At 64.9% G+C, this 13,502-nt stretch carries 7 protein-coding genes and 2 pseudogenes; all 9 read left to right on the top strand.

Going from position 1 to position 13,502, the window contains the following annotated elements; genetic code table 11:
- The first annotated feature begins 8 nt into the window (after positions 1–8).
- The 9 genes and pseudogenes from AC1MEK_RS08940 (at position 9) to AC1MEK_RS08900 (ending at position 13,501) form a co-directional block, all read left to right on the top strand.
- Positions 9–548 carry a chemotaxis protein CheW gene (locus AC1MEK_RS08940; RefSeq protein ID WP_480395893.1) on the top strand — a complete coding sequence of 180 codons (540 nt, stop codon included), beginning with the start codon at positions 9–11 and terminating at the stop codon, positions 546–548.
- A 185-nt stretch (positions 549–733) separates the two neighbouring features.
- Complete coding sequence (locus tag AC1MEK_RS08935; RefSeq protein ID WP_480395892.1) at positions 734–2,776, top strand: methyl-accepting chemotaxis protein; 2,043 nt, start codon at positions 734–736, stop codon at positions 2,774–2,776.
- A gap of 36 nt (positions 2,777–2,812) precedes the next feature.
- Positions 2,813–5,332, top strand: a pseudogene (locus AC1MEK_RS08930) (FimL-related protein); the annotation flags it as partial.
- Between the two features lie 228 nt (positions 5,333–5,560).
- Positions 5,561–8,797 (top strand): annotated as a pseudogene (locus AC1MEK_RS08925) (Hpt domain-containing protein); the annotation flags it as partial.
- Complete coding sequence (locus tag AC1MEK_RS08920; RefSeq protein ID WP_480395891.1) at positions 8,790–9,281, top strand: chemotaxis protein CheW; 492 nt, start codon at positions 8,790–8,792, stop codon at positions 9,279–9,281. The pseudogene AC1MEK_RS08925 and the gene AC1MEK_RS08920, both read left to right, overlap by 8 nt.
- A 513-nt stretch (positions 9,282–9,794) precedes the next feature.
- Complete coding sequence (gene mdcA, locus AC1MEK_RS08915; protein ID WP_480395890.1) at positions 9,795–11,468, top strand: malonate decarboxylase subunit alpha; 1,674 nt, start codon at positions 9,795–9,797, stop codon at positions 11,466–11,468.
- The gene (locus AC1MEK_RS08910; protein ID WP_480395889.1) at positions 11,468–12,355 is read left to right on the top strand and encodes a triphosphoribosyl-dephospho-CoA synthase; all 888 of its coding nucleotides are present in this window, start codon (positions 11,468–11,470) and stop codon (positions 12,353–12,355) included. Before mdcA ends, AC1MEK_RS08910 begins: the two co-directional genes overlap by 1 nt.
- A 2-nt stretch (positions 12,356–12,357) precedes the next feature.
- Positions 12,358–12,657, top strand: a complete 300-nt coding sequence (locus tag AC1MEK_RS08905; protein ID WP_480395888.1) for a malonate decarboxylase subunit delta — start codon at positions 12,358–12,360, stop codon at positions 12,655–12,657.
- Positions 12,650–13,501: a biotin-independent malonate decarboxylase subunit beta gene (locus tag AC1MEK_RS08900; protein WP_480395887.1), complete on the top strand. Its 852-nt coding sequence runs from the start codon at positions 12,650–12,652 to the stop codon at positions 13,499–13,501. Before AC1MEK_RS08905 ends, AC1MEK_RS08900 begins: the two co-directional genes overlap by 8 nt.
- Position 13,502 lies beyond the last annotated feature (1 nt).

The raw sequence follows: 13,502 nt of genomic DNA, 5'->3' as shown, positions 1-13,502 counted from the left end.
TGGCGTTCATGGCCCGTTCGCAAACGGCGTTCGCCCTGCTGCTGGACATCGATCAGCGTTGCCGCTCGCTGGCTGCCGGCCTGCCCCTGCAGGAAACCCGGCAGCAAGGCTGGAGCGGCATCGGCTTTCGCATGGGCGAGCGTTATTACGTGGCGCCGATGGGCGAGGTCGACGAGATCCTTCACGAGCCCCACTGCGCGGCCCTGCCCGGGGTCAAACCCTGGGTCAAAGGCATCGCCAACCTGCGCGGCCGCCTGCTGCCGGTGATGGACTTGCACGCCTACTTCTGCCAGGACCTTTCGGTGCTGCGCAAACAGCGGCGGGTGCTGGTCATCGATGATCAGGACGTGTTCGCAGGGCTCTTGGTCGATGAGGTGCTGGGCATGCAGCATTTCAGTGAGCGCAGCCTGATGCCCGAGCCTGCCGGCGACAGCGAGCCGAACATCGCGCCTTATATAAAGGGTCGCTTTGTCCGCGAGCAGGCCTGGCGGGTGTTCAGCCCCAGAGCCTTGGTGCAGTCGCCGGGTTTCATGGATGTCGCGCTTTAATATGGCCTGGCACAACCGCGACCTGGATCCTGTAGGAGCCGGCTTGCTGGCGAATGCGGCGTGTCAGACGACCCTTCTGCGATTGACCCACCGCGATCGCCAGCAAGCCGGCTCCTACAATGAATGGTCAGGCACATGCAGCAAGGCGTTTCCAACGAACTGTGATCCGGGCGGAGCCCTGAGAAATGAGTAATACCGGCAAGTCCCTGGAAGGCGCTCGCAGTCGTTCGCTGATCATCGCGCTGTTCATCGGCCTGATCGTGTTCATCATGCTTCTGTTCGTCAACTTCGCGTACCTGAGCACCCAGTCCAACTACGACAAGCAGTACATCGGCCACGCTGGCGAGCTGCGCGTGCTGTCCCAGCGCATCGCCAAGAACGCCTCGGAAGCCGCCACCGGCAAGGCTGCGGCCTTCAAGCTGCTGGCCGACTCGCGCAATGACTTCGACACCCGTTGGCAGTACCTGAAAAAAGGCGACAAGAACACCGGCCTGCCGGCAGCGCCCGCCGAAGTCACCGACGAGCTGAAAGCGGTGCAGAATGACTGGGAAAATCTGCGAAAAAGCACCGATGTGATTCTTTCCCGGGAACAGACGGTATTGTCCCTGCATCAGGTGGCGGCGACGCTGGCCGAGACCATTCCGCAATTGCAGATCGAGTCGGAAAAGGTCGTCGACATCCTTCTGCAAAACCGTGCCCCGGCGAGCCAGGTAGCCTTGGCCCAGCGTCAGTCGCTGCTGGCCGAGCGGATTCTGGGGGCGGTGAACACCGTGCTGTCCGGCGATGAAACGGCGGTTCAGGCGGCCGATGCCTTCGGCCGCGACGCCACGCAGTTCGGCCGCGTGCTCAATGGGATGCTCGAAGGCAACGCCACGCTGAAGATCGCCCAGGTCGAAGACAAGGACGCCCGGGCGCGGCTGGCGGAAATCGCCGAGCTGTTCCAGTTCGTGTCGGGATCGGTCGACGAAATTCTGGAAACCTCGCCGGAATTGCTCGAAGTGCGCGAAGCGTCGAGCAACATCTTCACCCTGTCCCAGACCCTGCTCGACGAAGCCTCGGTGCTGGCCAACAGCTTCGAACATCTGGCCGGCGGCCGCGCCACCAACAGCTATGGCGGCTATATCCTGGGCCTGCTGGCGCTGGCGTCGATCATCCTCATCGGCCTGGTGATGGTGCGTGAAACCAACCGCCAGCTGCGGGAAACCGCCGAAAAGAACGAGCGCAACCAGACCGCGATCATGCGCCTGCTCGATGAAATCGAAGACCTGGCCGATGGCGATCTGACCGTCGCGGCCTCAGTGACCGAAGATTTCACCGGCGCCATCGCCGACTCCATCAACTATTCCATCGACCAGTTGCGCGAGCTGGTGGCGACCATCAACCTTACCGCCGAGCAGGTGTTCGGCGCGGTCAAGGACACCCAGACCACCGCGACCCAGCTGGCGGCGGCGTCCGAGCACCAGGCGCTGCAGATCGCCGCAGCGTCCAACGCGGTCAACGACATGTCCAAATCCGTGCAGCAGGTCTCGGCCAACGCGTCGGAATCGGTGGCCGTGGCCGAGCGCTCTGTTGCCATCGCCAACAAGGGCAACGAGGTGGTACACAACACCATCAACGGCATGGACAACATTCGCGAGCAGATTCAGGACACCTCCAAGCGGATCAAGCGTCTGGGCGAGTCATCCCAAGAAATCGGCGACATTGTCAGCCTGATCGACGACATTGCCGACCAGACCAACATTCTTGCGCTCAACGCGGCAATCCAGGCGTCCATGGCCGGTGACGCCGGGCGCGGCTTCGCGGTCGTTGCCGACGAGGTCCAGCGGCTGGCCGAGCGCTCGTCGTCGGCCACCAAGCAGATCGAAACGCTGGTGCGCGCGATTCAAAATGACACCAACGAAGCGGTAATCTCCATGGAGCAGACCACCACCGAAGTGGTGCGTGGCGCGCGATTGGCGCAGGATGCGGGGGTGGCGCTGGAGGAAATCGAAGGGGTTTCCAAGGTGCTGGCGGCGCTGGTCGAAAGCATCACCAATGCCGCGCAGCAGCAGGTGGCGCTGGGCCGGCAGATTTCTTCGACCATGACCGTGATCCAGGAAACCACCACGCAGACCACCTCGGGCACGGCGGCCACCGCGAAAAGCATGGGCAACCTTGCGAAAATGGCCAGCGAGATGCGCCGCACGGTGTCCGGCTTCACACTGCCGGCCCCGCGGGATCAGCAGTGATTGCCACGTCGCAGCAATTGGGCAACTGGAGCCAGCATGGCTGACCGTCACGACTACGTGGCCCTGGAGTGGGTCAAGGGCGAAATAGCCGAAACCCTCAAGCATGCCCGGCAGGCGCTGGACACGTTTGTCGCGCGCCCGCATGACCCGTCGAGCCTGGAAGTCTGTCTGGATTTCATCCATCAGGTCCACGGCAGCCTGCAGATCATCGAGTTCTATGGCGCGGCCCTGTTCGCCGAAGAGATCGAACAGCTGGCGCTGGCATTGCAGCAAGGCCATGTGGTTCAGGAAAGCGAAGCCATTGCGCTGCTCAATCAGGCCATGAGCCAGTTGCCGGTGTACCTGGAGCGCGTGCATTCGGGCCGCCGCGACCTGCCGCTGGTGGTGCTGCCGCTGCTCAATGACCTGCGCAGCGCCCGGGGCGAGAGCCTGCTGACCGAGACCAGCCTGTTTTCCCCGCAACTGCTGTCTATCCCGGAACTGGACGCCGACACCCTCGCCGAGCGCGACAACCCCGAATTGCCGGCAAAACTGCGCAAGCTGCGCCAGACCCTGCAAACCGCGCTGGTCGGCCTGCTGCGCGAGCAGGACGTGCAGACTCAGCTGGGCTACATGAGCAAGGTCTTCACGCGCCTGGAAACGCTGTGCAAGGACGCGCCGCTCGAGCCCTTGTGGCGCATCACCGCGGCGCTGTCCGAGGCCATGGCCGAAGGCAACTTCACCAACAGTCCCGCGCTGCGCAGCCTGTTCAAGGACGCCGACAAGGAACTCAAGCGCCTGCTCGAACAGGGCATCGCCGGCATCAACCAGCCGGCGCCGGACGAACTGTTGAAAAGCCTGCTGTTTTACATCGCCAAGTCCGACAGCCGGGCCCAGAGGATGATCGATTTGAAGGATGACTACGGGCTCGCCGAAGCCATGCCGCAAAGCGCGCTGGTCGATGAAGAACGCGCGCGCATGGCAGGCCCTGATCGCGACGCGATGCGCTCGGTGATCATCGCCCTGTGCGATGAACTGGTGCGCACCAAGGAGCGGCTGGACGTCTTCGTGCGCGGCGATCGCCAGCATGTCAGCGAACTCAACAGCCTGCTGCCGCCGCTGCGGCAGATCGCCGACACCCTGGCGGTGCTGGGTTTCGGCCAGCCGCGCAAGGTCATCATCGACCAGCTGACCGTGGTTCAGGGCATGGCCCAGGGGCAGCGCGAGCCCAGCGACCCGACGCTGATGGATGTCGCCGGAGCCCTGTTGTACGTCGAGGCCACGCTGGCCGGCATGGCCGGCACCGTCGATCAGAGCAGCCCCGAAGAAAGCCGCTTGCCGACCACCGACCTGAGCCAGATCCACCAGTTGGTGATCAAGGAAGCCCGCGTGGTGCTGCAGCAAGCCAAGGACGTGATCGACGATTACTTCGATGGCGGCCTGAATCGCGAGCGACTGGCGCCGTTGTCGGCGCAACTGATTCAAGTGCGCGGCGCGCTGGCGATGATCCCCCTGACCCGGGCATCCGGCCTGCTGGCGGCGTGCAATGAATACATCGTCACCCACTTGCTGGGCTCCGATACCCAGCCTGCGCCCTCGCAGCTGGACCATCTGGCCGACGTCATCATCGGCATCGAGTATTACCTGGAGCGCATGGCCGAAGACCCGGAAGCACCGGGCGAGCACGTGCTCGATCTTGCCCAGGAAAGCCTGGCCCGGCTGGGTTACGCGCCGGTGGCGGAAACCGTCGATGTGCCGATGCTCGAACAGGTCATCAGCCACGACGAGTTGAGCGAGCTGCATGACCGCCAGGCGCTGGTCAGCCCGACCCAGAGCATCGCTGAAGTGCTGGCAAGCCCGCTGTCGAAGGTCAATCCGCCGGCCCGGCATGTGCCCGCCAGCCTGCTGCCGCCGCCCAAGGGCGAGCCTGCGGTGGACGACGAGCTGCGCGACGTGTTCCTCGAGGAAGCCGACGAGGTGCTGCAGGCGCTGCACGAATACCTGCCGCGCTGGCTGGCCGATGCCGAGAATTTCTCGGCCCTGGGCGAGATCCGCCGCGCCTTCCACACCCTCAAGGGCAGCGGGCGCATGGTCCGCGCGCTGGTGCTGAGCGAGCTGGCGTGGGCGCTGGAGAACCTGCTCAACCGCGTGTTGGAGCGCAGCGTTGCGCCGGACGCGAAGGTACAGCAGCTGCTGAGCGATGTGCAGGCGCTGTTGCCGGATGTGATTCGTGATTTTGCCGAAGAGGTGCAGCGCCAGCGCGATGATGTCGACCTGCTGGCCGCTCGCGCCCATGGGCTGGCCCAAGGCGAGGTCGTCGAGCCTGAGCCTGCAGTTTCACAGCCCGCGGCAAAGCCCCAGCGGGAAAGCTTCGACCCGCAACTGCTGGAGATTTTCCGCCAGGAAGCGCAGACCCACCTGGACACTTTCACTCGCTATCTGGAGATGAGCGAGGGCGACGATTCGCCGATTTTCAGCGATGAACTGCTGCGCGCGCTGCACACCTTGAAAGGCAGTGCCTACATGGCCGGCGTGCTGCCGATGGCCGAGCTGGCGGCTCCGCTGGACACCCTGGTGCGCGAGTACAAGACCAACCAGATCGCCGTCGGCCAGCCGGAACTCGACCTGCTGCGCAAGGCGCCGCCGCTGTTCTATCAAGGCCTGGCGCAGCTGAACATCGACCCGTTGATGCCGATCGAGGGCGCCGCCGCGCTCATCACCGAGGCCCAGGCACTGCTGGCCGAGCGCATGGCCGATGTGCTCAACGACGACAAGAACGGCCTGCGCACGCGGCGCAATCCGCAGATGTTGGCGAGCTTTCTGGCCGAAGGCATGGACATCCTGCTGGACGCCGAAAGCCTGCTGCAGCGCTGGCAGCGTCACCCCGGCGAGCGTCTGGAACTCAATGCGCTGCTCGACGAGCTGACCATGCTCGGCCAGGGCGCGCACATGGCCGATCTGCCGCAGGTGGACGAGTTGTGCGAGGCGCTGCTGGACCTGTACGGCGCGGTGGAAGAGAGCAGCCTTGCGGTCAGCGAGCGGTTTTTCCACGAAGCGGAAAACGCCCACGAAGCGCTGATCAACATGCTCGATCAGCTGGCCGCCGGGCAGCAGGTCGAGCCTCGCCCCGAGCGGGTTCAGGCCCTGCGCGAGCTGCTCGAAGAAGCGCTGGACCCGTCTGCTATGGGCCTGATCAAGAGCGATGGCGGGCTGGCCACCAGCGTCACCGAGCTGGGCGAGGCCACTGAGGATCTGGCCAACACACAAGCGACTCGCGACGCGCTGGATCAGGAAATCGTCGATATCTTTCTGGAAGAGGCCGTCGACATTCTCGAAGGCGCCGGCCAGGCCTTGCAGCGCTGGCTGAGCGACCCGGAAAACCCGCTACCGCTGTCGTCCCTGCAACGGGACTTGCACACCCTCAAGGGTGGCGCGCGGATGGCGGAAATCGGCCCCGTTGCCGATCTGGGCCACGAACTGGAGTCGTTGTACGAAGCGCTGACCGATCGCCGCTGCAGCTACTCGTCGCAACTGGCCGACTTGCTGGTGCGCAGCCACGACGCGCTGGCGCTGATGCTCGAGCAACTGCAGAACCGCGACCCGCTCACCGACCCGGTGGCGGTGATCGAGGCGATCCGCGAGTTTCGCCAGAACAACTGCTATGTGCTGCCTCAGGACGGCGAGGGCCGCAACGTCGGCTCGATGATCCAGCCGCTGGACGAGCGCGATCCCGAGCTGTTGGAGATCTTCCTCGAAGAAGCCGACGACATCATCGAAAGCTCCAGCGCCGCGCTGGTGCGCTGGCAGGCCGAGCCGCAGAACACCGTCGAAGTGGAAAACCTGCTGCGCGACCTACACACCTTGAAAGGTGGCGCGCGGATGGTCGAAATCACCCCCATCGGCGACCTGGCCCATGAGCTGGAGTCGCTGTACGAAGGGCTTTCCAGCGGCGCGCTGAAGAACGGCGCCCTGCTCAATGGCCTGCTGCAAAGCGGCCACGACATGCTCGCCGACATGGTCGATGCGGTGCGCGGCTACGAGCCTTTGCCCAACCCGGCGTTGCTGATCGAGAGCATCGCGCAGTATTCGGCCTCGGGCGCGATTCATGAAGTCGCCAGCAAACCGGCCGAAGAGCCTGTGATCGCCGTGCCGCCGGTGGTTGAGCCGGCAGCACCGGCGGCCGACCCCGATGCCGAGCGCCCCGGCCCGGAAATGGTCAAGGTGCCCGCCGAGGATCTGGAAGACCTGGTCAACCTGGCCGGGGAAACCTCGATCTTTCGTGGCCGTATCGAGCAGCAGGTCAGCGACGCGCAAGTGACCCTGGCTGAGATGGAAACCACCATCGAGCGCATGCGCGATCAGCTGCGGCGCCTGGACATGGAAACCCAAGGCCGGATTCTCAGCCGCGACCGTCAGGCCGAACAATTGGGCTACGAAGAATTCGACCCGCTGGAGATGGACCGCCACTCGCAGTTGCAGCAGCTGTCCCGCGCGCTGTTCGAGTCCGCCTCCGACCTGATGGACCTCAAGGAGACCCTCGACACCCGCGCCCACGAAGCCGAGACCCTGCTGCAGCAACAGGCGCGGGTGAACACCGAGCTTCAGGAAAACCTGATGCGCACGCGCATGGTGCCGTTCGAGCGCATGGTCCCGCGCTTGCGGCGGATCGTGCGTCAGGTGTCCAACGAGCTGAACAAGAAGGTCCGGTTCGACGTGCTCAACGCCGAAGGCGAGATGGACCGCAACGTACTGGAGCGCATGGTCGCGCCGCTGGAGCACATGCTGCGCAACGCCATCGACCATGGCCTGGAAACCAGCGAAAAACGCCAAGCCAAGGGCAAGCCCGAGACCGGCCACATCACCCTGAGCCTGGCACACGAAGGCGGCGACATCGTCATCGAGATGAGCGACGACGGCGCCGGGGTCGACTTCGAGGCCGTGCGCCGCAAGGCGATCAAGCGTGGCCTGATCAGCCCCGATGCCGAGCTGAGCGAGCACGACACGCTGCAGCTGATCCTGCAGGCCGGTTTTTCCACGGCCGAGACCATCACTCAGATTTCCGGGCGCGGCGTGGGCATGGACGTGGTGCTCGCCGAGGTCAAGGAGCTGGGCGGCTCGATGGTCATCGACTCAAGGCCGGGGCAGGGCGCGCGGTTTCGCATTCGCCTGCCGTTCTCGGTGTCGGTCAATCGTGCGCTGATGGTGCAGTGCGGCGAAGAACAATACGCCGTGCCGCTGAACAGCATCGAAGGCATCGTGCGGGTCATGCCGTCGGAGCTTGAGGCCTATTACCAGTCGGTGCCGCCGCGTTATCAGTACGGCGAGCGCAGTTACGAATTGCGGTATCTGGGCGAATTGCTCAACAACGGCCAGCCGCCCAGGCTGATCGGCCAGACCCAGCCGCTGCCGGTGTTGCTGGTGCATGTGCATGAACAGTGGGTGGCGGTGCAGGTGGATGCGCTGGCGGGCTCGCGGGAAATCGTGGTCAAGAACCTCGGGCCACAGTTCGCGGCGGTGCCGGGGGTTTCCGGCGCGACGATCCTCGGCGACGGGCGGGTGGTGCTGATTCTCGACCTGTTCGCTCACGTGCGCCGCTTCCATTCGCGGCTGTTGGCGCTGCACGCCAGCGGCCAGGTGCCGCCGCCCTATGTCGAGGCCGAACAGGTTCGGCCGCTGCTGGTGATGGTGGTGGACGATTCGGTCACCGTGCGCAAGGTCACCGGGCGCCTGCTGGAGCGCAACGGCATGAACGTGCTGACCGCCAAGGACGGCGTCGATGCCATGGCGCTGCTGCAGGAGCACACGCCGGACGTCATGCTGCTGGACATCGAAATGCCGCGCATGGACGGCTTCGAGGTGGCCAGCAAGGTCCGCGCGGACGACGCGCTCAAGCACCTGCCGATCATCATGATCACCTCGCGTTCCGGCCAGAAACACCGCGACCGCGCGATGGCCCTGGGCGTGAACGACTACATGAGCAAGCCTTACCAGGAGGCGGCGCTGCTGGCGAGCATCGCGCAATGGAGCCACGCCCATGTCTGACAGCACCACCCAGGCCGCGCGCCTGACCAGCCTGACCGGTTTGCTCATCCCCTTGAGCGACCGCCATCTGCTGCTCCCCAACGTGGCCGTGGCCGAGCTGATCGACTACCAGGACAGCATCGCCGACCCCGCCGCGCCCCAGTGGTACCTGGGCCCGATCAACTGGCGCAACCGCAGCCTGCCGCTGCTGAGCTTCGAAGCCGCCTGCGGCAGCCGCGCCCGCGTGGGCGGCCGCGCACGGATCGTCGTCCTCAACGCCTTGGGCGGCCGCCCCGACCTCAAATTCATCGCATTGCTGACCCAAGGCATCCCGCGCTCGTGCAAGCTCGACAACCAATTGAGCTACGTCGACGTCCCGCTTTCGCCGCTGGAACTGGCGGCCGTGCAAGTGGGCGAAACCGTGGCCAAAGTCCCGGACCTGGTGGCACTGGAACAGCGGCTGGTGGATTCGGGGTTGGTGCAGGTGGCGGGGTTGGGGATTTAGCGGCTGATCGGTGTTGGTCAGCCGGATCTGCTTTTGCTTCTGCCGAAGGCGTAGGAGCTCGGCTTGCCGGCGATCTGCCGCGAAGCGGCAGCAAAACCAGACGCCTTGGCCGCTTCAGATGCACCGCATGCACCGGATTTGCTGCCGCTTCGCGCCAGATCGCGAGCAAGCTCGGCTCCTACGCCCTTCGGGCAGACGCTGATTGGTGTAGGTCAGCCCGATCTGTTCTTGCTTCTGCCGAAGGCGTAGGAGCTCGGCTTGCCGGCGATCTGCCGCGAAGCGGCAGCAAACCCAGACGCCCTGGTCGCTTCAGATACACCGCATGCACCGGGTTTGCTGCCGCTGCGCGCCAGATCGCGAGCAAGCTCGGTTCCTACGCCCTTCGGGCAGACGCAACGTCAGAGATCTTGAGCCAATCATTACTCTAACCGTAACGATCCCACACCCAGCTTGATTGATGCCCACCCCCGCAACTTCTAAGGTGACCCACGACAGCGAACCCGTGGAGTCAGCATGACGACAACAACCAACCTTGACCCGCGCTGGTCGCGTCGTCGCAGCGAGAAGCAGCGGCGGCTCGAGCAAGTGCGTTCCCTCGCCGATGGCGTGGTACTGCCCACCGACAAGATCGTTGCGGCGCTTGAAGCGTTGATTGCGCCGGGCGACCGCGTGGTGCTTGAAGGCAACAACCAGAAACAGGCGGATTTCCTCTCTCGTTCGCTGGTCAAGGCCGATCCCGGCAAGCTGCACGACCTGCACATGATCATGCCCAGCGTCGGCCGTGCCGAGCATCTGGATCTGTTCGAACGCGGCATCGCCCGCAAACTCGATTTCTCTTTCGCCGGTACGCAAAGTCTGCGCATCAGCCAGTTGCTGGAAGACGGCCTGCTGGAAATCGGCGCGATTCATACCTACATCGAGCTGTATTCGCGCCTGCTGGTCGACCTGATTCCCAACGTCGTGCTGTCCGCCGGTTTCAAGGCCGACCGGGCGGGCAACATCTACACCGGCGCCAGCACCGAAGACACGCCCGCGCTGATCGAGCCCGCCGCGTTCAGCGACGGCATCGTCATCGTTCAGGTCAACGAGCTGGTGGACGACGTCACTGACCTGCCGCGCGTGGACATCCCGGCGTCCTGGGTCGACTTTGTGGTGGTGGCCGACAAACCCTTCTACATCGAGCCGCTGTTCACCCGCGACCCGCGCCACATCAAGCCGGTCCACGTGCTGATGGCGATGATGGCGATTCGCGGGATTTACGAGAAACACAACGTTCAGTCGCTCAACCATGGCATCGGCTTCAACACCGCCGCCATCGAACTGATCCTGCCGACCTACGGCGAGTCCCTGGGCCTGAAAGGCAAGATCTGCCGCAACTGGACCCTCAACCCGCACCCGACGCTGATCCCCGCCATCGAAAGCGGCTGGGTGGAAAGCGTGCATTGTTTCGGCACCGAACTGGGCATGGAGAACTACATCGCCGCCCGGCCTGATGTGTTCTTCACCGGCCGCGATGGCTCGATGCGCTCCAACCGGATGATGTGCCAGCTGGCAGGCCAGTACGCCGTGGACCTGTTCATCGGCGCGACCCTGCAAGTGGACGGCGACGGCCATTCTTCCACTGTCACCCGCGGACGCCTGGCCGGTTTCGGCGGTGCGCCGAACATGGGCCACGACCCGCGTGGCCGCCGCCACGGCACTCCGGCCTGGCTCGACATGCGCCAGCAGAACCCGGACACCGACGCCTACCTCGAACGCGGCAAAAAGCTCGTGGTGCAGATGGTCGAGACCTTTCAGGAAGGCGGCAAACCCACTTTCGTCGAGACCCTGGACGCGATCGACGTGGCGAAGAAAAGCGGCATGCCGCTGGCGCCGATCATGGTCTACGGCGACGACGTCACCCACCTGCTCACCGAAGAAGGCATCGCCTACCTGTACAAGGCGCGCAGCCTTGAAGAGCGTCAGGCGATGATCGCCGCCGTGGCGGGCGTCACTGCCATCGGCCTGCGCCACAACCCCAAAGACACCGCGCGCATGCGCCGCGAAGGGCTGATTGCGCTGCCCGAAGACTTGGGCATTCGCCGCACCGACGCCACCCGCGAACTGCTGGCCGCCAAGAGCATCGCCGAGCTGGTCGAGTGGTCCGGTGGCCTGTACAACCCGCCTGCGAAATTCAGGAGCTGGTGATGCGCGCACTCAATCTGGCTTTGCATGAAGCGCCCAGGGCGTTGCCGCTGGCCGAGCGATTGGCGGACCTGGCCGTGGATGCGCTGATCGACGAGGCCGACCTCTCGCCCAAGCCCGCGCTGGTCGACCGTCGCAGCAGCGGCGCGCACAGCGATCTGCATCTGGGCCTGATGCACGCCTCGGCGCTGTCGCTGTGGCCGGCCTTCAAGGAGATGGCCGAGGCCGCCATCGCCATCGGCGAAATCAACCAGCCACTGCGCGAAGCCATCGGCCGCATCGGTCGTGAAGGCGAAGCGGCGATGATGCGCACCACCGGCGGCGTGAACACTCATCGCGGCGCGATCTGGGCCCTCGGTCTTTTGGTCACCGCTGCGGCGCTCGATCCATCGGACCTGTCCGCCGCTGGCCTCGGCCTGCGCGCTGCCTGCCTGGCGCTGATCGACGACCGCCAGCAACCGGCCAGCAACAGCCACGGCGCGCAAGTCGCTCGTCAATATGGCGCGATGGGCGCGAAAGAGCAGGCGCAGATGGGCTTTCCGGCCGTCACCCAACACGGCTTGCCGCAGCTCATGCGCAGTCGCAACGCGGGGCACGGTGAACAGAACGCCCGGCTCGATGCGCTGCTGGCGATCATGACCACGCTGTCGGACACCTGCGTGCTCTACCGCGCGGGCGAGCATGGCCTGAACGCCATGCAGCAAGGCGCGCAGCGGGTATTGAGCGCCGGAGGCAGCGCGACCTTGAGTGGCCGTCGTGCGCTGCATGAGCTGGATCAGCAACTGCTGAGCCTCAACGCATCCCCTGGCGGCGCCGCCGATCTGCTCGCCGCCACCCTGTTCATCGATTGCCTGGAGCCTGCGCTCGGCAACGCCACGAGGACTGTCTGACCATGGAAACCCTGTCTTTTGAATTCCCCGCCGGCCAGCCGCCATTGGGCCGTGCACTGGTGGGCTGCGTCGGCTCGGGCGATCTGGAAGTGCTGCTCGAACCCGGCCTGCCCGGCAAGTTGACCATCAATGTCGTGACCTCGGTCAACGGCAGCTCGGCGCGCTGGCAGCACCTGTTCGAGCGCATGTTCAGCGAGCAGACGCCGCCCGCGATGAGTATCGACATCCACGATTTCGGCGCCACCCCGGGCGTGGTCCGCTTGCGACTGGAACAGGGTTTCGAGGAGATCGGCCATGACTGACAGCGCCCGTTTGCTGCAACAGCACAGCTTCATCGAACTCGGCGCCCGCCAGCGCGCACGAGCACTGCTCGATGAAGGCACCTTTCGCGAACTGATCGACCCGTTTGCGCGCATGACCTCTCCCTGGCTGGCGAAGCAGGGCGTCGTGCCCCAGGCCGATGACGGCGTGGTCGTCGCCAAAGGCGCCATCGGCGGTCAGCCAGTGGTGGTCTGCGCCATCGAAGGCGCCTTTCAGGGCGGCAGCATGGGCGAGGTCGGCGGTGCGAAAATGGCCGGCGCCCTTGAGCTGGCTGCCGAAGACAACCGTAAGGGCATTCCGACGGCCGCGGTCTTGCTGCTGGAAACCGGTGGCGTGCGCTTGCAGGAGGCCAATCTGGGCCTGGCCGCCATCGCCGAAATTCACGCAGCCATCGTCGACCTGCGCCGTTATCAGCCGGTGATCGGCGTGGTCGCGGGCAGCGTCGGCTGCTTCGGCGGGATGTCGATTGCCGCCGGGTTGTGCAGCTATCTGGTGGTCACTCAGGAAGCGCGTCTTGGCCTGAACGGCCCGCAGGTGATCGAGCAGGAAGCGGGCATCGAAGAATACGACTCCCGCGACCGGCCCTTTATCTGGAGCATCACCGGCGGCGAGCAGCGTTTTGCCAGCGGCCTGGTGGACGCCTATGTGCCGGACGACATCAAGGCCATCGCCCAGCAGGTGGAAGATTTGCTGAGCAAAGGCAAACCCGATCAGGAGCGCAGCGGCCAGTACGCACAGTTCCTCAAGCGTCTGGCGCAAGTGGACACCCGCGCCCAGATCGACCCCGCCACCGTGCGCCGCCTGTATCAAGGAGAGCAGCCATGAG

The organism is Pseudomonas sp. 2 (assembly GCF_056627435.1).
This window is presented reverse-complemented; position numbering and strand designations above follow the sequence as displayed.

Excerpts from the sequence above, each read along its gene's own strand:
- AC1MEK_RS08910 (WP_480395889.1), top strand. The coding sequence starts at position 11,468 with ATGCGCGCACTCAATCTGGCTTTGCATGAAGCGCCCAGGGCGTTGCCG.
- AC1MEK_RS08905 (WP_480395888.1), top strand. The coding sequence starts at position 12,358 with ATGGAAACCCTGTCTTTTGAATTCCCCGCCGGCCAGCCGCCATTGGGC.
- AC1MEK_RS08940 (WP_480395893.1), top strand. The coding sequence starts at position 9 with ATGGCCCGTTCGCAAACGGCGTTCGCCCTGCTGCTGGACATCGATCAG.
- AC1MEK_RS08900 (WP_480395887.1), top strand. The coding sequence starts at position 12,650 with ATGACTGACAGCGCCCGTTTGCTGCAACAGCACAGCTTCATCGAACTC.
- AC1MEK_RS08920 (WP_480395891.1), top strand. The coding sequence starts at position 8,790 with ATGTCTGACAGCACCACCCAGGCCGCGCGCCTGACCAGCCTGACCGGT.
- mdcA (WP_480395890.1), top strand. The coding sequence starts at position 9,795 with ATGACGACAACAACCAACCTTGACCCGCGCTGGTCGCGTCGTCGCAGC.
- AC1MEK_RS08935 (WP_480395892.1), top strand. The coding sequence starts at position 734 with ATGAGTAATACCGGCAAGTCCCTGGAAGGCGCTCGCAGTCGTTCGCTG.